This is a genomic window from Staphylococcus sp. GDY8P120P (assembly GCF_017892065.1).
GTDB lineage: Bacteria > Bacillota > Bacilli > Staphylococcales > Staphylococcaceae > Staphylococcus > Staphylococcus nepalensis.
The window spans coordinates 170,411-195,523 of record NZ_JAESKI010000008.1 but is presented as its reverse complement, the minus strand read 5'-3'; the positions used below and the strand labels follow the sequence as shown (position 1 = coordinate 195,523).

Annotated in this window: 25 protein-coding genes; 23 read left to right on the top strand and 2 right to left on the bottom strand. The window is 33.3% G+C overall.

From position 1 onward, the window contains the following. Positions 1-16 precede the first annotated feature (16 nt). Entirely contained in the window at positions 17-787 is a 771-nt protein-coding gene (locus KA900_RS07100; RefSeq protein WP_096809333.1) for a tRNA threonylcarbamoyladenosine dehydratase, read from the top strand. A gap of 78 nt (positions 788-865) precedes the next feature. Here the strand turns inward: KA900_RS07100 and KA900_RS07095 are convergent, their stop codons facing one another. Continuing rightward, on the bottom strand, positions 866-2,146 hold the full coding sequence (locus tag KA900_RS07095) for a replication-associated recombination protein A (RefSeq protein ID WP_170006942.1): 1,281 nt from the start codon (positions 2,144-2,146) through the stop codon (positions 866-868). Positions 2,147-2,232: 86 nt separating this feature from the next. Between KA900_RS07095 and cymR the strand changes: the two genes are divergently transcribed. The 3 genes from cymR (at position 2,233) to KA900_RS07080 (ending at position 3,181) form a co-directional block, all read left to right on the top strand. Continuing rightward, positions 2,233-2,652 (top strand): cysteine metabolism transcriptional regulator CymR, encoded by a 420-nt coding sequence (gene cymR, locus KA900_RS07090; RefSeq protein ID WP_096809336.1) that lies wholly within the window; start codon positions 2,233-2,235, stop codon positions 2,650-2,652. A 133-nt stretch (positions 2,653-2,785) separates the two neighbouring features. Further along, positions 2,786-2,968 (top strand): CsbD family protein, encoded by a 183-nt coding sequence (locus KA900_RS07085; protein WP_096809338.1) that lies wholly within the window; start codon positions 2,786-2,788, stop codon positions 2,966-2,968. A gap of 36 nt (positions 2,969-3,004) precedes the next feature. Continuing rightward, positions 3,005-3,181, top strand: a complete 177-nt coding sequence (locus KA900_RS07080) for a hypothetical protein (protein ID WP_170006813.1) — start codon at positions 3,005-3,007, stop codon at positions 3,179-3,181. A 192-nt stretch (positions 3,182-3,373) separates the two neighbouring features. Here the strand turns inward: KA900_RS07080 and KA900_RS07075 are convergent, their stop codons facing one another. Continuing rightward, positions 3,374-4,375 carry an LLM class flavin-dependent oxidoreductase gene (locus KA900_RS07075; protein ID WP_096809340.1) on the bottom strand — a complete coding sequence of 334 codons (1,002 nt, stop codon included), beginning with the start codon at positions 4,373-4,375 and terminating at the stop codon, positions 3,374-3,376. A 287-nt stretch (positions 4,376-4,662) separates the two neighbouring features. On the opposite strand from KA900_RS07075, the gene sal(E) reads away from it, so the two are divergent. From sal(E) to pxpA, 19 genes are all read left to right on the top strand, one after another. Beyond that, positions 4,663-6,294 carry an ABC-F type ribosomal protection protein Sal(E) gene (gene sal(E) / locus KA900_RS07070; protein WP_115342126.1) on the top strand — a complete coding sequence of 544 codons (1,632 nt, stop codon included), beginning with the start codon at positions 4,663-4,665 and terminating at the stop codon, positions 6,292-6,294. 60 nt (positions 6,295-6,354) lie between these two features. Then, positions 6,355-7,497, top strand: a complete 1,143-nt coding sequence (locus KA900_RS07065) for a cysteine desulfurase family protein (protein WP_115342127.1) — start codon at positions 6,355-6,357, stop codon at positions 7,495-7,497. Beyond that, positions 7,498-8,610: a tRNA 2-thiouridine(34) synthase MnmA gene (mnmA, locus tag KA900_RS07060; protein ID WP_103372671.1), complete on the top strand. Its 1,113-nt coding sequence runs from the start codon at positions 7,498-7,500 to the stop codon at positions 8,608-8,610. Positions 8,611-8,801: 191 nt separating this feature from the next. After that, on the top strand, positions 8,802-9,467 hold the full coding sequence (locus tag KA900_RS07055; protein ID WP_103372672.1) for a tetratricopeptide repeat protein: 666 nt from the start codon (positions 8,802-8,804) through the stop codon (positions 9,465-9,467). 4 nt (positions 9,468-9,471) lie between these two features. After that, a complete protein-coding gene (recD2, locus tag KA900_RS07050; protein WP_096809350.1) occupies positions 9,472-11,859 on the top strand; it encodes an SF1B family DNA helicase RecD2 in 2,388 nt (795 codons plus the stop codon). Between the two features lie 342 nt (positions 11,860-12,201). Beyond that, positions 12,202-14,832, top strand: a complete 2,631-nt coding sequence (gene alaS, locus KA900_RS07045; protein ID WP_115342128.1) for an alanine--tRNA ligase — start codon at positions 12,202-12,204, stop codon at positions 14,830-14,832. A 68-nt stretch (positions 14,833-14,900) separates the two neighbouring features. Beyond that, positions 14,901-15,161: an IreB family regulatory phosphoprotein gene (locus KA900_RS07040; RefSeq protein WP_096809354.1), complete on the top strand. Its 261-nt coding sequence runs from the start codon at positions 14,901-14,903 to the stop codon at positions 15,159-15,161. Between the two features lie 3 nt (positions 15,162-15,164). After that, the gene (ruvX, locus tag KA900_RS07035) at positions 15,165-15,593 is read left to right on the top strand and encodes a Holliday junction resolvase RuvX (protein WP_096809356.1); all 429 of its coding nucleotides are present in this window, start codon (positions 15,165-15,167) and stop codon (positions 15,591-15,593) included. A 16-nt stretch (positions 15,594-15,609) separates the two neighbouring features. Beyond that, positions 15,610-15,936, top strand: coding sequence for a DUF1292 domain-containing protein (locus tag KA900_RS07030; RefSeq protein ID WP_096809359.1), 327 nt, complete (start codon positions 15,610-15,612; stop codon positions 15,934-15,936). 598 nt (positions 15,937-16,534) lie between these two features. After that, the gene (locus tag KA900_RS07025) at positions 16,535-17,176 is read left to right on the top strand and encodes an O-methyltransferase (RefSeq protein WP_096809361.1); all 642 of its coding nucleotides are present in this window, start codon (positions 16,535-16,537) and stop codon (positions 17,174-17,176) included. Beyond that, the gene (locus KA900_RS07020; protein ID WP_096809364.1) at positions 17,173-18,096 is read left to right on the top strand and encodes a peptidase U32 family protein; all 924 of its coding nucleotides are present in this window, start codon (positions 17,173-17,175) and stop codon (positions 18,094-18,096) included. Before KA900_RS07025 ends, KA900_RS07020 begins: the two co-directional genes overlap by 4 nt. 15 nt (positions 18,097-18,111) lie before the next feature. Beyond that, complete coding sequence (locus KA900_RS07015) at positions 18,112-19,380, top strand: peptidase U32 family protein (RefSeq protein WP_096809366.1); 1,269 nt, start codon at positions 18,112-18,114, stop codon at positions 19,378-19,380. Next, positions 19,380-20,003, top strand: coding sequence for a uridine kinase (gene udk / locus KA900_RS07010; protein WP_210139409.1), 624 nt, complete (start codon positions 19,380-19,382; stop codon positions 20,001-20,003). The genes KA900_RS07015 and udk overlap by 1 nt, the downstream gene beginning before the upstream one ends. Positions 20,004-20,029: 26 nt before the next feature. Beyond that, on the top strand, positions 20,030-20,506 hold the full coding sequence (gene greA, locus KA900_RS07005) for a transcription elongation factor GreA (RefSeq protein WP_096809370.1): 477 nt from the start codon (positions 20,030-20,032) through the stop codon (positions 20,504-20,506). A gap of 302 nt (positions 20,507-20,808) precedes the next feature. Continuing rightward, positions 20,809-21,540 (top strand): 5-oxoprolinase subunit PxpB, encoded by a 732-nt coding sequence (gene pxpB, locus KA900_RS07000; protein WP_096809371.1) that lies wholly within the window; start codon positions 20,809-20,811, stop codon positions 21,538-21,540. Further along, a complete protein-coding gene (locus KA900_RS06995) occupies positions 21,530-22,537 on the top strand; it encodes a 5-oxoprolinase subunit C family protein (RefSeq protein WP_096809372.1) in 1,008 nt (335 codons plus the stop codon). The genes pxpB and KA900_RS06995 overlap by 11 nt, the downstream gene beginning before the upstream one ends. After that, positions 22,537-22,974, top strand: a complete 438-nt coding sequence (locus KA900_RS06990) for an acetyl-CoA carboxylase biotin carboxyl carrier protein (protein WP_107644202.1) — start codon at positions 22,537-22,539, stop codon at positions 22,972-22,974. Before KA900_RS06995 ends, KA900_RS06990 begins: the two co-directional genes overlap by 1 nt. A gap of 22 nt (positions 22,975-22,996) precedes the next feature. After that, positions 22,997-24,355, top strand: coding sequence for an acetyl-CoA carboxylase biotin carboxylase subunit (locus tag KA900_RS06985; protein ID WP_096809374.1), 1,359 nt, complete (start codon positions 22,997-22,999; stop codon positions 24,353-24,355). Continuing rightward, positions 24,355-25,113: a 5-oxoprolinase subunit PxpA gene (gene pxpA / locus KA900_RS06980; RefSeq protein WP_210139408.1), complete on the top strand. Its 759-nt coding sequence runs from the start codon at positions 24,355-24,357 to the stop codon at positions 25,111-25,113. Before KA900_RS06985 ends, pxpA begins: the two co-directional genes overlap by 1 nt.

Sequence of the window (25,113 nt, the reverse complement as noted above, 5' to 3'; positions counted from 1 at the left end):
AATAAGGAGTTTAGAGATGAAACATCAATTTTCGAGAAATGAATTGGCCTATGGTCAAGAAGGATTAGATTTATTAAAGCAGAAAACAGTTGTTGTTTTAGGCGTTGGTGGTGTCGGTTCTTTCGCAGCTGAAGCATTAGCACGTACGAATATAGGACATATTATTTTAATCGACAAAGACGATGTGGATATCACAAACGTGAATCGTCAATTACATGCGCTCACATCTACGATTGGTCAAAGTAAAGTGACATTAATGGAAGAACGTATCAAGTTAATTAATCCAGACTGTAAAGTCACTTCGCTACATATGTTTTACACGGAAGAAACATACGAGGCTTTATTTAACAACTATAATATTGATTATTTTATAGACGCGAGTGACACACTTATTTACAAGGTTCATTTAATGAAAGAATGCCTTGATAGAGGTATTTCAGTTATCTCAAGTATGGGTGCAGCAAATAAAACAGACCCAACACGTTTTCAAATTGCAGATATATCCAAAACTTATATGGATCCTATGGCCAAATTGATACGTCGTAAATTGAAAAAATTAGGTGTTTATAAAGGCGTCCCTGTAGTGTTTTCAGATGAAAGCCCAATTGTCATTAGAGAAGATGTTAAAGAAACAGTAGGAGATGCCAACGCGCCAACAAGGAAAGCCCAAATGCCTCCGTCATCCAATGCATTTGTTCCTAGTGCGGTAGGATTAATTTGTGCAAGTTATGTAATTAATGACATTTTAAAAGACATACCAGTTACACGTATCAAAGATAAAAAATAAAAAAGACCTTAAAGCTTTTCACTTTATTGTGTAAGCTTTAAGGACTTTTTTTGATGAAATAATGATGTGGCATTAGGATTATTTGTTTTTCTGTTGTGCTTTATTAATATTTTCAAATATAGTTTTAAATTGTTGTTCCGTTTTAGAAGTCATTTTTGGTGTATAATAAATTTTGTTTTTTAGCTTATCGGGTAAATATTGTTGAGATATGAATCCATTCTCATAATTATGAGGATATTTATAACCTATAGCTCTTCCGAGTTCTTTGGCACCTGAATAATGACCATCTTTTAAATAATCAGGAATTTGTCCTACATGTCCTTTACGAATGTCTGATAATGCTGCATCAATGGCAGTAATACCTGAATTAGACTTAGGTGATAAACATAATTCAATAACAGCTTGACTTAATGGGATCCTTGCTTCAGGAAAACCAAGTCGTTCGGCAGATTCAATTGCTGCTAAAGTACGTTGGCCAGCACCTGGCGAAGCCAATCCGACGTCTTCATAACTGATAACCAACAATCTCCTAACAATTGTAGGTAAGTCACCAGCTTCAATTAATCGAGCTAAATAGTGTAAAGCTGCATTAACGTCACTACCTCTAATTGATTTTTGAAATGCACTCATTACGTCATAATGCATATCCCCATCTTTATCACTGACGAATGCGCCCTTTTGTAAACAATCTTTAGCATCTTCTAAAGTAATATGTCTTTGGTTATCTGTTACTTCAGAACTGAGCACAGCTAATTCTAAAGCGTTTAGAGCACTTCTCACGTCGCCTTGACTTTGAGTTGTAAAATAATTCATCGCATCTTTATCAATTATTGGATTAAATGAAGCTAAACCTCGTTCCTCGTCATTTAACGCTCTTTCTAAAGATAATTTAACATCGTCTTCATTTAATGGATATAACTCAAAAATTTGAGCTCTTGAACGAATTGCTGGGTTGATAGCATGATAGGGATTAGAAGTAGTAGCACCAATTAATACAATTTTGCCATTCTCAAGATGGGGCAGTAAGAAATCTTGTTTCGCTTTATCTAACCGATGAATTTCATCTAGCAATAAAATGACTTGCCCGGACATTTTAGCTTCTTCAACAATCAGTTGCATATCTTTTTTAGTATTTGTAACAGCATTTAGTTGGCGAAATTTAAATTGAGTACTTCCTGAAATCGCTTTGGCAATACTTGTCTTGCCGATCCCAGGAGGACCGTAAAAAATCATAGAGGATAATCTTTTAGTTTCTACCATTCGTCGAATAATGCCTTTAGTACCAACTAAATGATCTTGTGAAATAATTTCATCAATCGTATTTGGTCTCATTCTTGAAGCGAGTGGTTCGTTCGTCACAATCTTTCACACCTTTCTAATATTATCTTAACGTAAAAAATGATAGAATGTTAATATATAGTATTCGAATTAAGTGAGGTTATATAATGAAAATATCAACAAAAGGAAGATATGGATTAACATTAATGATATCTTTAGCTAAAAAGCAAGGCCAAGGATGCGTTTCATTAAAATCTATAGCAGAAGAAAATAACTTAAGTGATCTTTATCTAGAGCAACTTGTCGGTCCATTAAGAAATGCTGGTTTAATTCGAAGTGTTCGTGGTGCAAAAGGCGGTTATCAATTAAGAGTGTCAGCTGAAGAAATTACTGCTGGCGATATTATTCGTTTATTAGAAGGACCTATTACATTTGTAGAAAGCATTGATTCTGAACCTCCTGCACAGAAACAACTTTGGATTAGAATGAGAGATGCAGTAAGAGAAGTTTTAGATAATACAACGCTACAATATTTAGCAGATTACAATGATACAAATAATTTAGATGGTTATATGTTCTATATTTAAATTATTTTAAAAATCATCTTTATTAAAGTATTTCCTATGATTTTATTGTGAAATTTTAAATAATTTTGCTTTAAATGTTTATGCTTTCAGTAATGTGGTATTTAATATATACATTGCTAAGGAGGTATTATTTATGGCAGACGAAAATAAATTTGAACAAGCAAAAGGAAATGTGAAAGAAACAGTTGGTAATGTTACCGATGATAAAAATTTAGAAAAAGAAGGCAAAGAAGATAAAACTTCTGGTAAAGCTAAAGAAGCAGTAGAAAATGCAAAAGAAAAAGCAAATGATGTTATTGATAAATTCAAAAAATAATAATCATTAACTAATACTAAATAAGGTGGTTTTACTATGGCTGGAGATTTTTTAAATAAAGCAAAGGAAACTGCAAAAAATGTTTCTGATAAATTAAAAGATACTGATAACGAAAAAGCAAAACAAGCATCTGAACAAATCGATAAATTCACTGGTGGCAGTGAAGACGATAAAAAAAATGATAAAAAAGACGACAAAAAAGATAAAAAATAATTTTTATCTTTATCGTTGTTTAAACTTATTCATCTAAATATAAAATGAGCCTGGGANNTCCCAGGCTCATTTTATATTTGAAATAATAGATAACTACAAAGTAAATGTATTTATATCAAGTTTTTACGCATGTATTTCAGCACTTGCGTTTTGCTATTCGTTCTTACTAATCAACCACGCTTGTATTTAAGTTCAATTAAAAGTGGATACCACATTTTTTAATTTGTTATAAGAGTCTAGCTGTGCTTTTTGATCATAGATATAGCTGATTGCCATCAGTTCATCAATATCGCCATATTCATCAATAAAAGCTTGTAATTTACTTTTCACAGTTTCTTCTGATCCAATAAGTGAGCTTTGCATGCGTTGTTTTGCTATTTCGTATTCTGTAGGTGTTAGCAGACCTCTCAAGTCATCTGTAGGAGGTTGTACTGGCTGCATTCTTCCTCGAGTAATACTTACCATCACTTGAGCCTGAGTAGTTGCAAGGTATTCAGCTTGAGCATCTGTATCAGCAACAATAGCATTTAAACATACAATGACATATGGTTCACTTAAAAACGCTGATGGTTCGAATAGCTCTTTATAAATAGCTATTGCTTCCTTCATTTGTTGTGGTGCAAAATGTCCTGCGAATACATATGGTAAACCTTTACGAGCAGCTAAATGAGCAGAATCAGTAGAAGAACCTAATATATATAGGGGCACATTTTTTCCAACTGCTGGATAAGCGCGGACGTAAGCTTGTTGATTAGCTGGGCCAAAATAAGTTGCAAGTTGTTCCACTTCTTCAGGAAATTCATATACACCGTTATGCTGATCTCTACGAAGTGCACTTGCCGTCATCATATCCGTCCCAGGTGCTCTACCTAACCCAAGGTCAACTCTATTTGGAAAAACAGTTTCCATAGTACCAAATTGCTCTGCAACAACAAGCGGTGCATGATTAGGTAACATGATGCCACCAGAACCTACTCTGATTTTTGATGTATGCTCTAATGCGTGTTGTATTAATAACGCAGTCGCGGAACTAACAAGATTTGGCGCGTTATGATGTTCTGCAATCCAATAACGTTCATATTCTAATTCTTCTAAGTTTTGTGCTAATTTGACCATGTCATGAATCGCATCTTGGTCCGTTTGACCTTCTCTTACAGGAACCAGGTTAAGTGCAGATAATTTTATATTGCTCATTATACAGTTTCCTCCTTATGATTATTAATATATTGAAGTATAACAGTTGAATTAAAACTTGCGTAAGAAGTTGCTCACTGGTATACTATATGAAATTAAAAAGTTAGGTGGTCTTATTAAGACAATGGATAAATCTCATAAGGAACAACCAAAACAATTTATTAAATCAGAGAAAATATATGGGATATGAGTATGTCTTAATATGTAAATTAAAATATTAACACCTCACATGTATGGTGTTTCATTTATTATGGCGTGTCATATCTCCTAAGAAAGAGGGAAATGATATGTCTTTTTATTTTGCCCAAAAACCTTTTGAAATGTTTGGAAAAACACTGATTCAGTCAGTGGATTTACAATTTGAAAAGGGTGAACATATTGCTGTGATTGGTAATAATGGCGTTGGGAAAACGACTTTATTAAAAGCATTAAATAATAAGTATAAAGAAGATACTTATTTGATGGACCAAAACATGACTACCTTTGGAAACATGACGGGGATAGACTATGTAATAAGCTTAAACACAGAATTGTTTCATTTAAAACAAGCGTTAATGGATAACTATGAAAAAGTTTCAGATTATATCGCTTTAAATGGCTATGAATTTGAACAAACCATTATAACTAAAGCGAAGCAAATGGCTCTAACGGAAGCAGATCTTGACAAACCAATTAAAGTATTAAGCGGCGGCCAACAAACTAGGCTTGCTTTATTGAGAGCATTTATTTCAAACAAACCATTGATATTGCTGGACGAACCAACCAATCATTTAGACCAAGAAATGATAGACCAATTGATTAACCATATACAACAATCAAAACGCACAATCATATATGTGTCGCATCATAGAGGATTTATAGATCAGACCGCGAGTCATGTTATAGAAATAACACCCGAAAGTACAAGAAAATTTAATGGCAATTATAAGCAATACAAAGAGATAAAAGATTTAGAAAGTCAAACAGAACAACGTATATATAATAAACAACAAAAAGAAATACAAGACCTCGAACGTACGATCAAACGCGTACAAACATGGCATCATTCTGCTCAGCAAAAAGCAAGTGTACGTAATCCGATTGAACAGAAAAAGTTGAGCAAATTAGCGCAAAGGGCAAAGGTGAAGGAAAAACAATTAAACCAAAAATTACAAGAAAAACATATTCAAGAACCGAGTAAAGAAACAAAGTCATATTACTTTAGTCATCAGACTAGCCTTCCTAAACGTTTCTTAATTCGTTTTGAAGATGTTAGCGTTAATATTGATGGACAAGCTATATATAAACACGCTCATTTTGAAATGAAACAAAATGAAAATATATTACTTACTGGTCCAAATGGAAGTGGTAAATCGCTTTTCATCGCTTTGATTAGACAGCATTTATCACCAGACGAAGGTATTATAGAGATTACGCCATCGTTAAAGATAGGTTACTTTGATCAGACAAATAACAATCTAAATGAAGCAGAATCTCCATTATCAATGTTGTTAGTAAGAACTAACATAACGCGTAGCCAAGCGCAGACATTACTTGCTTCATTTAATTTTGATAAGGATCAAATCAAAAAACCAATTCGCTATTTGTCTATGGGGGAAAAAAGTCGTTTACAATTTGTATTATTATATTTTTCAGGTGCTAATTTATTAGTATTGGATGAGCCTACGAACTATTTTGATATTGTAACTCAAGATTTAATTTTAAGTATGATTCAAAGTTTTACCGGTCAAGTATTGATTGTTACACATGATTCATATTTACAATCTCAATTTAAAGCTGTACATTGGGAAATAAAAAATCAACAACTTTATAATGTATCCTTAACTCATACGCGTGAATCAAACTTAGATGAAACCCTTAAGTTACTAGGTGAATATAAATTTATAGATGAAAATGGTCATTTTGAAACAGACAACTAGAAAATTTAGTGAGTTGGTGCTATCATTGGAACATTGATAAAATTGTAAGGAGTGTCAAACATGGAAGTATATGCAGACTATGCTGCCACAACGCCAGTTAAGCAACAAGTTATAGATAAGATGATGAATATATATTCAACACATTATGGCAACCCATCTTCTATACATAGTATAGGAAGAGATGCACGTAAATATTTAGATGAATCTCGTCATATTGTAGCTAAGGAACTTAATGCAAAATCTAGCGAAGTGATATTCACAAGTGGTGCAACAGAATCAAATAACACAGCGATTAAAGGCATTGTTTATGCTCATCAGCATAAAGGGAAGCATATTATTACAAGCAAAATAGAGCATCATTCAGTACTCCATGTTTTTGAACAATTAGAGAAAGAAGGCTTTGATGTAACTTATCTTGATGTTGACGAAGAAGGTTTAGTGTCATTGAAACAGTTGCAAAATGCATTGACTGATGAAACCATACTTGTTTCAATTATGTTTGTAAACAATGAAATTGGTACAGTGCAGCCCATGTATGATATTGAAGAAGTCATTAACAATTCTAACGCATTATTCCACGTAGATGCTGTACAAGCAATAGGCCATTTAGAAGTGAATTTTCATGAATTTAATATAGACGCAATGAGTATTACAGCGCATAAATTTGGTGGCCCTAAGGGTGTTGGTGCGTTATTGTTAAAAGAAGGTACAGCGCTTAAGTTTTCTCAATTAGGTGGAGAACAAGAAACGAAAAGAAGGGCAGGTACAGAAAATGTACCCCAAATTGTCGGTTTAGCTGAAGCATTAAAGCTAGCAAATCAATATAGAGATGATAACAATGTACATTTAATGAATTTGAAAAATCAATTTCTTGTTTCATTACAAGAGCGTTCAATTCCATTTGAATTAAACGGATCAATGACAGATACGACTGGCCATATTGTCAATCTGTATTTTCCATTTATAGACGTTGAAACCATGTTAACATTGTTAGATTTATCCAATGTATATGTGTCTTCAGGATCTGCATGCACTGCTGGTTCTACAACACCTTCACATGTATTAGCGGTAATGTATAGTAACGAAGACAGAGCTCAGCATTCAGTAAGATTTAGTTTTAATGAAGCAATGACCGAACAAGAAATAAAATATATAGCTACAGAAATTCATAAAATTTATCATAAATTCAAGGAGGAAGTTTAGTTGTCAAATAAAGATACACGTGTTGTTGTCGGGATGTCAGGTGGCGTAGATAGTTCTGTAACAGCACATTTATTAAAAGAACAAGGTTACGATGTCATAGGTATTTTCATGAAGAACTGGGATGACACAGATGAAAATGGTGTTTGTACAGCAACTGAAGATTATAATGATGTCATTGCTGTTTGTAATCAAATTGGCATTCCATATTATGCAGTTAATTTTGAAAAAGAATATTGGGATAAAGTCTTTACTTATTTCTTAGATGAATATACAAAAGGACGTACGCCTAACCCTGATGTAATGTGTAATAAAGAAATTAAATTCAAAGCATTTTTAGAACATGCGCTTAAGCTAGGTGCAGATTACGTCGCAACAGGACATTATGCACGTGTACGTCGTCGTGAAGATGGTCATGTCGAAATGCTACGTGGCGTCGATAATAATAAAGACCAAACGTATTTCCTAAACCAATTGTCGCAATCTCAATTATCACGTGTGATGTTCCCGCTTGGAGATATTGATAAAAAAGAAGTTCGTAAAATTGCTGAAGAACAAGCTTTAGCAACAGCTAAGAAAAAAGATTCAACTGGTATTTGTTTTATTGGAGAACGTAATTTCAAAACGTTTTTATCTCAGTACTTACCTGCACAATCAGGTGAAATGCGTACACTAAATGGTGAAAAAATTGGTACCCATGCAGGTCTAATGTACTATACAATAGGTCAACGCCATGGTCTAGGAATTGGCGGAGATGGCGATCCTTGGTTTGTTGTAGGTAAAAATTTAAACGATAATGTATTATATGTTGAACAAGGATTCCATCACGAAGCACTTTATAGTGATTATTTGATTGCATCAGATGTTTCATTTGTAAATCCTGTTGACTTAGAAAATGGATTTGAATGTACAGCAAAATTTAGATACCGTCAAAAAGATACAAAAGTATTTGTTCAAAGAGAAAATGAAAATGCAATTCGTGTTACCTTTGACGAACCAGTTCGTGCCATTACCCCCGGTCAATCTGTTGTATTATATGATGGGGACGTTTGTTTAGGCGGCGCAACGATAGATGATGTATATAAAATATCAGGCCAACTAAGCTACGTTGTTTGATCATACGATAGATACGTTTGTAATCACGTTAACTAATAATATAAAAACCTAAGATAAGGGTTTTGTTAAGGAGTAAGCATACAAAATCAAATTTAAATTTTTTGATTTGTATCTTGCTCCTTTTTGTTGTTTATTATTCTAAAATGATACACAAATGTTATAATAAGATGCTAAGAGAGCGAGGGAATAAAATGAACCAAGAACAGATTTATAACTTGATTAAACAGGGCAATTTTGAAAAAGCATTGTCATCTTTATTTGAAAATATTGAAGCAAATCCAAAAGAGGTTGAAAATTACATCAATGCAGGTATTTTGATAGCTGAAGCGGGTGAAATAGAAAAAGCAGAGAAATTTTTCCAAAGAGCTTTAACACTTGATCCAAATAATGGTGCAATTTATTATAATTTAGCGAATGTGTATTATAATGAAGGGCGTTATAAAGAAGCCATCAAATTATACCAACAAGCGTTAAAATATCAGGTGGATATCATCGATACGAACTACATGATTGGTATGTCATTTAATCAATTAGAAGCATTTAATGAAGCATTACCATTTTTAATGACTGCTGCGGAAAAGGACAATCGACAAGATGTAGAAGTTCAATTTCAGTATGGGCTTGTTTTGTGTCATTTAGAGATGTTTGAACAAGCTATTAAGCAATTAAAGTATGTTTTAACTATAGAAAGCGACCATACAGACGCTTTATATAATTTAGGTTTAGCAACTTATATGCAAACAGAAGATACTGAGACAGCTATTCAATATTTTGAACATGCAGTTTCTATAAATCCAGAGCATTTGATGAGTCAACACGCTATCAAAACATTTAAATCTATCGCAGAGGAGGAGTAATTCAATGGATAACCCTACACTATTTAACAACTCAATGATTAAAGGTACTGTAGATGCTATCTTATTCCAGAACAAAGACAATTTTTATACTGTTTTAAAGGTAGATACGATTGAATCTAATGAAACATTTGATTCAATGCCTACAGTTGTAGGGTTCTTTCCAGAAATTGCTGAAGGCGACGTCTACACCTTTAAAGGGCAAGTTGTTTCACATCCTAAGTACGGAAAACAATTAAAGGCAGAGACCTTCGAAAAAGAATTACCGCAAACCAAAGAAGCAATCGTTAGCTATTTATCGAGTGATTTATTCAAGGGTATAGGTAAAAAAACAGCACAAAATATTGTGAATGCACTTGGAGAAAACACAATTTCAGATATTTTAAATGATCCATCTGTATTAGAAAAAGTACCAAGTTTACCTAAGAAAAAGCAAAAACAAATTGCTGAACAAATTGCCAGTAATCAAGAAACAGAACAAATTATTATTCGTTTACATGACTTAGGATTTGGTCCTAAACTTGCTATGGCCATTTATCAAGTTTATCTTGGAGATACGTTGAATGTTGTAGAAAATAAACCATATCAATTAGTATATGATGTCAAAGGTATTGGCTTTAATAAAGCTGATACGTTAGCGCGTAATGTGGGTATTCAATTTAATGATAATGAACGTTTGAAAGCTGGATTATTATATGTGTTAGAAGAAGAATGTATTAAACAAGGACATACTTATTTGCCGACTCAGAATGTATTAGAAATGACACACGATATGCTATCACAGCCACCAAGTGAAATGATTGATCGGCAACAATTAGAAGATATGGTGCAATATCTTGTTGAAGAATCGAAATTAGTTAAACAAGAAAATGAACTTGCTGTGCCAAGTTTATATTATTCAGAGTTGAAAAGTGTACAAAACTTATACCGTAATTACACATATACCAACAAATTAAAAGAAATTGAACAATCGGAATTATTGCTTGAAATTGGCGAAATTGAACAACGTAATGAGGTAACTTATGCAAATTCACAAAGAGAGGCGTTACAAACTGCAATCAATTCCAAAGTCATGCTTTTAACAGGGGGCCCTGGTACAGGGAAAACGACTGTTATTAAAGGTATTGTTGAATTATATGCAGAAATTCATGGTTTATCTCTCGATTATGATGACTATCAAAATGATGATTACCCAGTTGTATTAGCAGCACCAACTGGAAGAGCTTCAAAACGCTTGGCTGAGTCCACAGGATTAGAAGCAATGACTATACATCGTTTGATTGGATGGAACCAAGATACACAACCAGAAGATATATTAGATAATGAAATTTCGGCAAAGCTGATTATCATTGATGAAATGTCTATGGTAGATACATGGTTATTCCATCAATTTTTGAGCGCTGTCCCGATTGACGCTCAAGTTATATTAGTAGGCGATGAAGATCAATTGCCTTCAGTTGGTCCAGGGCAAGTGTTTAAAGACTTGATTGATTCTAAAGTGATACCAAGAGTCAATTTAACCGAAGTGTATAGACAACAAGATGGCTCGAGTATTATAGAACTCGCACATAGAATGAAATTAGGTGAGTCTATAGACATTACACAACGATTCCATGATCGTAACTTTATAAACTGTTCAACAGAACAAATTCCAACAGTAGTTGAAAAAGTCGTCTCAAGTGCTGTCAACAAAGGTTATGACATGAGTGATATACAAGTATTAGCTCCCATGTATAAAGGCTCTGCAGGTATTAAAAAATTAAATGCTGTATTACAAACTATTTTAAATCCTAAAGATAAAGACACACGAGAGATTGAATTTGGAGAAGTTGTTTTCAGAAAAGGAGACAAAGTATTACAACTGGTAAATAGACCGAGCGATAATATATTTAATGGTGATATAGGTGTCATTGTTGGCATATTTTGGGCAAAAGAAAACGCGTTAAATAAAGACGTTTTGGTTGTTGATTTCGATGGTAATGAGATTACATTCGTTAGAAAAGATTTATTAGAGTTGACACATGCATACTGTACATCTATTCATAAATCACAAGGTTCTGAATTTCCAATTGTAATCATGCCAATGGTTAAACAATATTATAGAATGTTACAAAAACCCATATTATATACAGGGTTAACAAGAGCAAAGCAATCGCTTGTCTTTTTGGGAGACCCAAAAGCTTTTGAAATAGGTTTGAACACACATGGCCAAGTAAGAATGACACAGTTATGTACATTTTTAAAAACGTATTTTAATAACGAAGATACTGATGAAGCGGTAGACGTTGGTGATACGTTTGATTCAACCATTGTTTTAACAGAAGAAAATATTTATAATATTAACCCGATGATTAATATGGGAGATATTTCTCCCTATGATTTTGTTGAACATTGACAACAGAGGTGAAAGTAAATACAATATAGTTGATTGTGCATAAAGATGAGTAAACTATTCTAGACATATAGAGATACACTGGTTGGTGAAAAGTGTAGATAGTATAGTTGAATGCTACTTTATGTTAATAGAAAATATACTGATTGAGTGATAAGTGATGTGAGTAATGATTTTAAAAATAGTATGCTTTTTGAGTGCAAATGTACTATAGAATCATTATGAATGCTTATAACTAGGGTGGTACCGCGAAACGTTCGTCCCTTTTGATAGGATGGGCGTTTTTTATTTTCATTTTTATCAAATAACTGATATAACTTGAGTTGAGATGGAGGAATTTTAAGTATGAAAAACTTAAAAGCAAGCGAAATTAGACAAAACTTTATAGATTATTTTGTAGAGAAAGGACATATGGTTGAACCGTCTGCGCCATTAGTCCCAATTGATGATGATTCTTTATTATGGATTAACTCCGGTGTTGCGACATTAAAAAAATATTTTGACGGTAGAGAAACGCCTAAAAAGCCACGTATTGTTAATTCTCAAAAAGCGATTAGAACAAATGATATTGAAAATGTAGGTTTTACAGCAAGACATCATACATTTTTTGAAATGTTAGGAAATTTCTCAATTGGTGATTACTTTAAAAAAGAAGCGATTGAATTTGCTTGGGAATTTTTAACAAGTGAAAAATGGATGGCGATGGACCCTAAATTATTATATGTAACGATTCATCCTGAAGATACAGAAGCATATAAAATATGGAATGAAATGATAGGTTTAGAAGAAAGTAGAATTATCCGTATCGAAGGGAATTTCTGGGATATTGGAGAAGGTCCTTCAGGCCCTAATACGGAGATTTTTTATGATCGCGGGAATCAATTTGGACAAAATGACCCAGTTGAAGAAATGTATCCAGGTGGAGAAAATGAACGTTTCTTAGAAGTTTGGAATTTAGTTTTTAGTGAGTTTAACCATAATAAAGATCATACTTATACACCATTACCAAATAAAAATATTGATACAGGTATGGGTCTTGAAAGAATGGCTTCCATTGCCCAAAATGTACGTACTAATTATGAAACAGATTTGTTTATGCCTATTATACGTGAAGTTGAGGCAGTTTCGGATAAAAAATATCTAAAGCATGATGCACATGATGTTGCATTTAAAGTGATTGCTGATCATATACGTACCATTTCATTTGCAATTGCTGATGGTGCGTTGCCTGCAAATGAAGGCAGAGGCTATGTACTACGAAGACTTTTACGTCGCGCAGTAAGATTTAGTCAATCATTAGATATTAACGAACCATTTATGTATAAATTAGTTGATATCGTCGCAGATATTATGAAGCCGTATTACCCGAATGTCCAAGAAAAAGCTGATTTTATAAAACGTGTAATTAAATCAGAAGAAGAACGTTTCCACGAAACATTAGAAGAAGGACTCGCTATATTAAATAATTTAATTGCTAAAGCACAAAATGCAACGAATGAAATAAGTGGTAAAGATGCATTTAAGTTATACGACACATATGGTTTCCCAGTTGAATTAACTGTAGAAATTGCTAATCAAGAAAATTTAACAGTTGATATGGCAACGTTCGGGGAAGAAATGCAAAAACAAAGAGATAGAGCTAGACAAGCACGTCAAAACGCACAATCAATGCAAATACAAAGCGGCGTTTTGAAAAAAATTACGACTGAAAGCAAATTTGTCGGTTATGATGTTATGGATCAAGAAACAAAAATAACTGATATTATTTTTGATGGTGAATTAGTAAATGAGGCTGAAGCTGGTGACACAATCTATTTCATTTTAGAAAAAACACCGTTCTACGCTGTTAGCGGTGGCCAAGTTGCTGATGAAGGTACGATAAGTAATGAACAATTTGAAATATATGTGGAGGAAGTTACAAAAGCGCCTAACGGTCAAAATTTACACAAAGGTGAAATACAATTTGGAACTGTCAAAGTAAATTCTGAAGTTTTGGCCAGTGTAAATCATAAAGAGCGTAGAGACATCAAAAAAAATCACAGCGCAACGCATTTATTACATGCCGCTTTAAAAGAAGTGCTTGGAGATCATGTAAACCAAGCTGGTTCACTTGTTGAGGCTGATCGTTTAAGGTTTGATTTTTCTCATTTTGGTCCTTTAACAGAGGCCGAAATAGAGCAAGTAGAGCGCAGAGTCAATGAAGAAATATGGAATAGCATAGACGTAAACATTCAAGAAATGCCAATAGAAGATGCTAAAAAGTTAGGCGCTATGGCATTATTTGGTGAAAAATATGGAGATGTCGTTCGCGTTGTAAATATGGCGCCTTTCTCTATTGAACTTTGTGGCGGTATCCATGTAAATAACACATCTGAAATAGGGTTGTTTAAAATAGTAACCGAGTCTGGAACGGGCGCAGGAGTTCGACGTATAGAAGCGTTAACTGGTAAATCAGCATTTTTATATTTAGAGACAATACAAGAACAATTTAATGCTGTCAAAGCTCAAGTCAAAGTGAAATCTGATGAACAAGTATTAGAAAAAGTTATGCAAATGCAAACAGACGAAAAAGAGTTGTCTAAACAACTTGAACAAAAAAACAAAGAGATTACTTCATTAAAAATGGGTGATGTAACGAATCAAGTTGAAGAAGTTAATGGATTTAAAGTACTTGCTACCGAAGTAGAAGTAGCAAATGCGAAAGCAATTCGAGAAACAATGGATGATTTTAAATCTAAACTTCAAGACACGATTATTATTCTAATCAGTAATATAGATGGAAAAGTATCGCTAGTTGCAACCGTACCTAAAGATTTAACAGATCGTGTTAAAGCTGGTGACATTATTAAAAATATGGCGCCAATCGTAGGTGGTAAAGGTGGTGGCCGTCCTGATATGGCTCAGGGTGGAGGAACACAACCTGAAAACATAACAGAATCATTACGTTTCATTAAAGATTACATTAAATCTCTATAAGTTCAATGCATTGTAATGTAGAATATACAATAAGAACTTTTTTACTCGAACAAAGGAGTGTTAAAAAAATGGAAAACTTTGATAAAACAATGAAATTTAATTATGATGAAATTCCAAAAGAAGATGTCAAAACAGTACTTCAAAATGTCTATAATACGCTTAATGAACGCGGTTATAATCCGGTTAACCAAATAGTCGGCTATTTACTATCAGGCGACCCAGCTTATATCCCGCGTAATAATGAAGCTAGAAACCAAATACGTCGAATTGATCGTGATGATATTATGGAAGAATTAGTTTCGAATTATTTACAAGAGAATTCCAATTAATATATGTTAAAACATAAAATATTAGGCTTAGATGTAGGAAGTAAAACTGTTGGCATTGCTGTTAGTGATCTCATGGGTTGGACAGCCCAAGGATTAGATACACTCCATATAAACGAAGATAAGAATGAATTAGGTATAGATAGATTAGTAAATATAATAGAGAAAGAGAAAGTTGGGACCGTTGTTATAGGTTTACCAAAAAATATGAACAATTCTATTGGATTTCGAGGCGAGGCTTCGTTACAATACAAGGAGCAACTTCAAGAAGCATTGCCATCTGTAGAGATTATCATGTGGGATGAGCGTTTAAGTACCATGGCCGCAGAACGTTCTTTACTTGAAGCTGATGTTTCTAGACAAAAACGAAAAAAAGTAATAGATAAAATGGCTGCCGTATTTATATTACAAGGCTATTTAGATTCTATACAATAAAAAGGAGCGTTTTATAATGACTGAACACAACCATGAATCTGAATTAGAAATCAATAACCAAGAGGAATTATTAACTTTATATGACGAAGATGGAAATGAAGTACTATATCGCAAAGTTTTAGAATTTTTCCATCCAGAATTCAAAAAAGAGTATGTTATTCTTGCTGAAGAAGGCGCAGAATCAGATGATGATGATCTCATTGAATTAGTACCAATGATTAATGATCCAGATGAAGATGGAGAAGGTGGAAAATTCTTACCTGTGGAAACAGATGAAGAATGGGATATGATTGAAGAAGTAGTTAATACCGAAATGGACGATCACGATCATAATCACGAATAATTTTTATATAGATTAAAATATTTGTATATAACTTTAAAAATACAATGTTTGGGTGTGATACCCACACTTAACATCAATGCACTTTCATTTTTGAATGAAGGTGCATTTTTTATATTCAAAGTTTCACGATTAGAAACATACTACGTGTTTGTTTCAATTATAGTTCGACTTTGTAGTAATTATAAATGTACACGCCAACTTTTATATTTTTCTAGTTATCAACAAACCTTGAGAGTAAAATTTTTCAACTTGCTCTAATTTACTGGTGTAGGTTATCAATAGAAGAATAAGTGTAAATATAATTTTTCTATCTTTTGTATTAATACCCAACTTGTTAGAAATTATAAGTGTAGGACTGTGTTAGTAAACACAATTTACACTTATAATCTATGTAGCTTTGTGGTAAAATATATAAAGTTAAAATTAAATCATAAGAAATGATTTCAAAGCATTTTATAATAAATCTATTTAGTATTTCATAATATAAAAACATAGTATGCGTTTATGAATTAAATATAATCAGTCACAGTAACCTTGACTGATTATATTTAATTTGTAAAAAACGCTTGAATCATTTTACGTTGAAGGAAGTTTTAAAATGAATAATAACCAGTCATATTTATTAGAATTGCATAAACAAAATGCTGAACCGATTGAAATGCTTAGGCAATACGCCGAAGCAAATCAAGTTCCTATTGTTGATAGGCTTACATTAGAAATGATAAAACAGCTTATTCGATTACATAAACCACAGCGCATTTTAGAAATTGGTACTGCTATTGCATATAGCAGTATGCAGTTCGCTTCTGTTTCTAATAAAATTAAAGTTACTACAATTGAGCGTAATAGTGAAATGCAATTAAAAGCTAAAGAAAACATTATAAAATTTGGATATGGAGAACAAATTGAATTGGTGGAAGAAGATGCACTAGAAGCATTTGACAACATTAAACACCTTTCATTTGATATGATTTTTATTGATGCTGCGAAAGCACAATCCAAAAAATTCTTTACGCTTTACGCCCCTTTATTGAAAGAGGGCGGCGTTATTGTCACTGATAATGTGCTGTATCATGGTTTTGTTTCAGACATTTCAGTAGTACGAAGTAGAAATGTAAAGCAGATGGTAAAAAAAGTGCAACAGTATAACGAATGGCTTATGGCTCAACCTGACTTTACTACTAATTTCTTAAATATGGATGATGGGTTAGCTATTTCAATTAAAGGAGAATCAAAATGACAGAACTATTAGTGACACCTAAATCTGTTAAACACATTGAAGTATTAATTGAAAAAGGCGCAGATGCTTTCGTCATTGGGGAACAAAAATTTGGCCTAAGGTTAGCTGGAGAATTTAAAAAAGAAGCTATGAAAGAAGCAGTAGAATTAATACATAGTCACGGAAAAAAGGTCTACGCAGCAGTTAATGGTATCTTTCACAATTACCATTTAAACGCAGTAGAAGCATATATCAACTTTTTGCATGAAATTAGAGTCGATCGTATTATTTTTGGAGATCCTGCAGTGGTTATGTATGTCAAAGAACAAGAAAACCCAATACCACTAAATTGGGATGCAGAAGCATTAGTGACGAATTATTTTCAATGTAATTATTGGGGAAGAAAAGGTGCAAAACGTGCGCAACTAGCCAGAGAACTTAGTTTAGATGAAATTTTAAATATTAAAAAACATGCCGATGTTGAAATTGAAGTTCAAGTACACGGCATGACTTGCATGTTCCAATCTAAACGCATGCTTTTAGGTAATTACTTTACTTTCCAAGAACGTCAAATGAAAATTCAAAGAAACAAAGAAGCGAATGAATTATTATTATATGATGCAGAACGTGATAATAAATATCCAGTTTTTGAAGATTATAATGGGACACATATTATGTCTCCGAATGATATATGTTTGATTGAAGAATTAGAACCCCTTTTAGCAAATGGTATAGATGCATTAAAAATCGATGGTGTATTACAAACGGAAACATATATCAATGTTTGTACAGAGCAATATAGAGAAGCTATTGATTTATACAATGAAGATCCAGAAGCTTATGAGGATGAAAAATTTATGCTTGTCGATCCTATTGAAGCGATACAACCAGAACACCGTCCATTTGATGAAGGTTTCTTATATAAACAAACTGTATATTAAGGGAGGTATATGAGGATGAAAATCTTAGAAGAAGTTGTAGAAAAAAGCAAAAATAAAATGAAAAAACCTGAGCTTCTTGCCCCCGCTGGTAATTTAGAAAAACTAAAAATAGCTGTTCATTATGGTGCTGATGCTGTATTTTTAGGTGGGCAAGCGTACGGTTTGAGATCTAACGCTGACAATTTTACCATGGAAGAAATAGTTGAAGGCGTATCATTCGCAAACCAATATGGAGCCAAAATATATGTAACTACGAATATTATTGCTCATGATGAAAATATAGAGGGATTAGATCAATATTTACAAGATTTAGAGTCAACTGGTGCTACCGGCATCATTGTAGCGGATCCGCTGATCATTGAAACATGTAAACGTGTCGCGCCTAAATTAGAAATACATCTATCTACACAACAATCACTTTCGAATTATAAAGCTGTTGAATTTTGGAAACAGGAAGGCTTGGATCGTGTTGTCTTAGCTCGTGAAACAGGTGCTATGGAAATGAGAGAAATGAAAGAGAAAGTTGATATTGAAATTGAATCTTTTATACATGGTGCAATGTGTATTGCTTATTCTGGAAGATGTACTTTAAGTAATCATATGACAGCACGTGATTCTAACAGAGGCGGGTGTTGTCAAAGTTGTCGCTGGGATTATGATTTATTAGAAGTAGATGAAGATGGCGAGTTAGATTTGTATTACGATGAGAATGAAGCCACACCATTTGCAATGAGTCCAAAAGATTTGAAATTGATTGAGTCCATCCCTAAAATGATGGATATTGGTGTAGATTCGCTTAAAATTGAAGGACGAATGAAGTCAATACATTATATCGCTACAGTAGTCTCAGTATATAGAAAAGTGATAGATGCATACGCTGAAGATCCAGATAACTTTAAAATTCAGCCTGAATGGTTAATTGAGTTAGACAAATGCGCTAATAGAGACACCGCGCCTGCATTTATAGAGGGGACGCCAGGTTATGAAGAGCAAATGTATGGTCAACAAAATAAAAAAAACGCTGCATACGATTTCTGTGGATTAGTTTTGGATTATGACAAGATTTCGAAAATAGCTACTATACAGCAACGAAATAAATTTGAACCTGGGCAAGAAATAGAGTTTTTTGGTCCTGAAATTAATACATTTAGACAAGTTGTTGAGACTATTTATGATGAAGAAGGTAATGAACTTGATGCTGCACGGCACCCATTACAAATCGTGCAAATTAAAGTTGACCATCCAATTTATACCAACAACATGATGAGAAAGGAAATTGGATAATGAAAGGTACGACAATAATTGGAATTGCTGGTGGTTCAGGTTCAGGTAAAACCTCAGTAACTAACGAAATAATGAAAAATTTAGAAGGTCATAGTGTTGCATTATTAGCCCAAGACTATTATTATAAGGACCAATCCCATTTAAGTTTTGAAGAACGTTTAGAAACGAATTATGACCATCCATTTGCTTTTGATAATGATTTATTAATTGAAAATTTAAACGATTTGAGAAACGGTAAGCAGATTGAAGTGCCCACTTATGATTATACAAATCATACTCGAAGCGATAAAACGATTGCATTTAAACCAAAAGATGTTATTATCGTAGAAGGTATATTTGCGCTTGAAAATAAAATGTTAAGAGATTTAATGGATGTTAAGATTTATGTTGATACGGACGCAGATTTACGAATCTTGCGACGCTTGCTTCGTGATACTGAAGAAAGAGGACGTACAATGGATTCGGTAATCAATCAATATCTAAATGTAGTTCGACCAATGCACAACCAATTTATCGAACCTACTAAAAGATATGCGGATATTATTATCCCAGAAGGTGGAAGTAATAAAGTGGCTATCGATATAATGACAACAAAAATCCAAACATTAGTTAGTACACAATAGTATTTTAGTAAAGGAAGATGACAAATATGGAAAACCAAAAACAATACCCAATGACTCAAGAGGGTTTTGAAAAATTAGAAAACGAATTAGAAGAATTAAAAACTGTAAAAAGACCAGAAGTCGTTGAAAAAATAAAAGTAGCACGCTCATTTGGTGATTTATCTGAGAACTCCGAGTATGATGCTGCTAAAGATGAACAAGGATTTATTGAACAAGATATACAGAGAATTGAACACATGTTACGTAATGCGCTAATCATCGAAGACACAGGAGACAATAATCAAGTACAAATTGGTAAAACCGTAACATTTGTTGAATTACCTGGTGACGACGAGGAAGAATATCAAATCGTTGGGTCAGCAGAATCTGATGCATTTAATGGTAAGATTTCAAATGAATCACCTATGGCACAAAGTTTAATTGGTAAAAAATTAAATGAAGAAGTACGTGTGCCACTACCAAATGGTGCTGAAATTAACGTAAAAATTGTAAACATTAAATAATTGTAACTAATCCCCTTAACTTATTGAGTTAGGGGGATTTTACACTTTCAATATAAAAATATATACTTATTGGCGACTATTTGATAAATTAATATCATTCAAAAAAATATCGGAAAATTAAGACTACTTTGTAAGATGACATGTGAATTAATAAGTCATTTATGATTGTAGTTTATTATCAACAATTATAACTATTTTTTATTAAACATAAATTAAGTATAAATGATATAATACTAATATTGCGTGTTTAATAATCTTTGTTTTAAGGTTTAATTGTGCGTAATATAAAAGGGGGCGCAATAGTGGAATATAAATTGATTAATGAAGAAACAATTATGATTTATTTTGAACAACAGATTGATCCTGCAACATTTAAAAAAGTTCAAAAAGTTGAAAAATATATAAAAGAACAACAGCATAAAGCAATTATTGAAATTATCCCTTCTTATTGTTCTATAATGTTACATATTGATATTACAAAGCAAAAATTAATAGATATAGTTAATCAGTTGAATTTAGAACAATTAAATCAAATTGATTTGGATGACCAACCAAAAAACATAAAAACAATCAGTTTGCCAGTTTTATACGATGGTGAATATGGGCCAGATATTCAAGAGGTAGCAACACATAATCAATTATCTGTAGAAGAAGTCATCCATTTACATACAAAAGATGCTTATTTAATTTATATGTTAGGGTTTATGCCAGGTTTCCCTTTTTTGGGTGGGCTAAATTCCCAACTACACACACCTAGACGACAAGAACCTAGAACGCATATTCCTGCTGGTTCTGTTGGTATTGCAAATAATCAAACTGGATTATACCCTAAACAATCGCCAGGAGGATGGCAAATTATAGGCCGCACACCTATTACTGTATTTGATATTTTTAGAACGCCTATGTGTTTATATAAATCTGGAGATTATATAAAGTTTTATTCTATAGATGAAACAACATTTGAACAGATTATTGCTGAACAACAAGGTGAATTTGATATTGAAAAGTGGGTGAAAGTTCAATATGAGCATTAAAATTTTAACTCCAGGTTTATTTAGTACCATTCAAGATTTAGGGAGAATTGGTTATCAAGATCAAGGTTTTTCTTCTGCAGGCGTGTTAGATAACTATGCTTATAGAATGGGTCAAATATTAATTGGGAATAGGGGACCAGCCATTGAATGTACTATTATTGGCCCAACAGTTGAATTTTTGGAAGACAATACATTTGTACTTACAGGCGCTAAATTTAAGGCGACATTAAATGATACATTCATTGATGGATCGACAGTTATAGCGGTGAAAAAAGGCGATGTTTTAAAAGTTGGACAAGTAAACGAAGGTGCACGAGGGTATTTATTATTTGGTAAACCATTAGATATATCTAAAGTTGCAGATAGTTTTTCAACACATACGCGTAGTCAAATTGGTGGCTTTAAAGGACGTGCTTTAAAATCTGGTGATTTAATTGGATGTCTTTATAATACATCATATAAGGAAAGACTAGGTATTAGTTTACCTTTTAATTTAGCAAAAAATAATAATAAACCTATTCAAATTATCGAGGGGCCACAAATTGATCATTTTAGTAAAGAGGCGCAACAAAAATTAGTATCTAAAAATTTCGAAATATCAGAAAAATCAGATCGCATGGGATATCGTTTACAAGGAGAAAACATACCACCTATAGGATCGGCTGATATTATATCGGAACCAGTTGCATTAGGAAGTATCCAAGTCCCAAACGATGGCAATCCAATTATTTTATTAAATGATAAACAAACAGTTGGTGGTTATACAAAAATCGCAACAGTTTGTGCATCAGATTTGCATAGATTAGCTCAAATGCAACCTAATGAGATAATTCGTTTTGAATGGACTACAGTCGAAACAGCAGTAACCAAATTAGAACAACAAGAAAAAGATTTTAACGACAAAATAGAAAATTTACTTAATCAACCCATATTCGATGTTGCTCAAATGAGAAACACATCAGCACGTATTAATAAATTATTGAAAGGGGAATTATGATGAACTTTGATAAACTAGAGCAATTAATTCAATTAGTAAAAGATAATGGAGTAAAGAAATTTAATTATAAAGATTATGAAAACGAAATTTCTATAGATTTCACAGATAATACTTTTAATGGCGGGCAAACGCAACAAAATGCAGTCGCAAATCATACTTCAAATTCTGATCAACAAAGTGTTTCAAATGAAGTAAAATCAAATCAAGTTGTTAAATCACCTATGGTTGGTACATTTTATTTACAGGATGAAAAAGAATTATCAGAGCCGTTAATTAAAGAAGGCGACGAAATTAAAGAAGGCGACGTCATTGGCTATATAGAAGCAATGAAAGTGATGAACGAGGTCAAAAGTGATGTGAGTGGTGTAGTAGAATCCATACTTATTAGCCACGGTTCAAGCGTGGAATACGACCAAACAATTATAACAGTAAAATAAGATTGAATAGGGGGTATTTGTATTGTACCGTTGTTTAATTGCAAATAGAGGAGAAATTGCGGTAAGAATCATTCGGGCCTGCAGAGAAATGGATATTGAAACGGTTGCAATTTACGCTTTAGGTGATGAATCAAGTCTTCATGTAAGTTTAGCTGATCAAGCGGTTTGCATTGGTGATGCAAATCCATTAGATAGTTACTTAAATCAAGAGAGGATTATTAGCGCAGCCAAAATAACTGGCGCGAATGCGATTCATCCAGGGTACGGGTTTTTATCAGAAAGTGCATCCTTTGCTAAAAACGTAGAACAAAACAATATTCATTTTATAGGGCCAACTGATACGACCATGGAATTAATGGGAGATAAAATTACAGCTCGGCAAACAGTAGACCGGGCTGGCGTGCCAATCATACCAGGTTCAACAGCTGCTGTAGAATCGGTGGAAGCAGTTAAAGAAATCGCAAATGATATTGGTTATCCACTTGTGTTAAAAGCTGCTAGCGGTGGTGGAGGAAAAGGTATAAGAATTGTTAAAACTGAAGAAAATTTGGAAAAAGCTTTTAAAGAAGCAAAGAATGAAGGTAAAAAATATTTTGATGATGATCGTGTGTATGTAGAAACATTTATACCTGTAGCTAAACACGTAGAAGTTCAAGTACTTGGAGATGGCTACGATAATTACATACATTTAGGAGAGCGTGATTGTTCAGTACAACGCAAAAATCAAAAATTAATTGAGGAATCACCTTGTGCTGCGTTATCTGAAGCAATGAGGGCTTCTATGTGTAATGATGCTGTAAAAGTAGCTAGAGCATCCAATTATAGAAGTGCAGGTACAATCGAATATTTAGTGACAGATGACGCTTATTATTTCATTGAAATGAACGCACGCATCCAAGTAGAACATACTGTTACGGAAATGAGATCAAATCGTGATTTATTACAAGCACAACTTTATTTAATGAAGCATGGTGCATTGCCATTTACGCAAGAAGATATTTTATTTGATGGTCACGTGATTGAAGCGAGAATCAATGCTGAAAACCCTCAGAAACAATTTCAACCTTCTCCAGGAAAAGTAAAAGCACTACATTTGCCACAGGGATTTAATGTTCGTATTGATAGTTTGCTTTATCAAGGTTATACTGTTTCTCCAAACTACGATTCACTAGTGGCAAAAGTGATTGTGAAAGCATCAAATCGAGCATTAGCTATTAAAAAATTGAAAGTTACATTAGATGAAATGGTTATAGATGGATTTACAACCACAGCTGACTTTTTATATGCTGTTTTATCGTATCCACTATACGCAGATGGTGATGCTAATGAAGTCGATATTAAATTCTTAGATAGACATAAGATTATCAAGGAGGAATCATAATGAAAGTCGATTTAAACTGTGATTTAGGTGAAGCTTTTGGAAATTATTCTTTTGGCGGGGATGAGCAAATCATTCCGCTAATTACCTCAGCTAATATTGCTTGTGGGTTTCATGCAGGTGATCAACATGTCATGCATCAAACTGTAAAATTAGCTAAATCAAATGAGATTGGTATAGGAGCACATCCAGGTCTGCCAGATTTACAAGGATTTGGACGCAGAAACATGGATTTATCGCCTGATGAGATTTATGATATTGTAATTTATCAGCTTGGTGCTTTAAGTGGTTTTTGTAACATTCATGAGGTTAAGATAAATCACGTAAAACCACATGGAGCACTTTACCAAATGGGGGCACGTAATAAATCAATTGCTCATGCTATTGCGCAAGCGGTATACGATTTTGATCAATCGTTAATTTATGTAGGATTATCCAATACGTTACTTATTTCAGAAGCCCAGGCCATAGGATTAACGACCGCTTCAGAAGTATTTGCTGACAGACGTTATGAAGATGATGGTCAATTAGTGAGCAGAAAGGAAAATGATGCCCTCATTACGGATACAGAAGAAGCGATTGAACAAGTTGTTAAAATGGTGAAATCACAAAGCGTCATGACTAAAAATAACAAAGAAATAGATATTCAAGCAGATACGATTTGTGTTCATGGAGATGGTGAACATGCATTAGAATTTGTTACAAAAATAAGAGAGAGACTATCGAAAGAAGGCGTTTCTATAACAAAGCTGGGAGGCTAA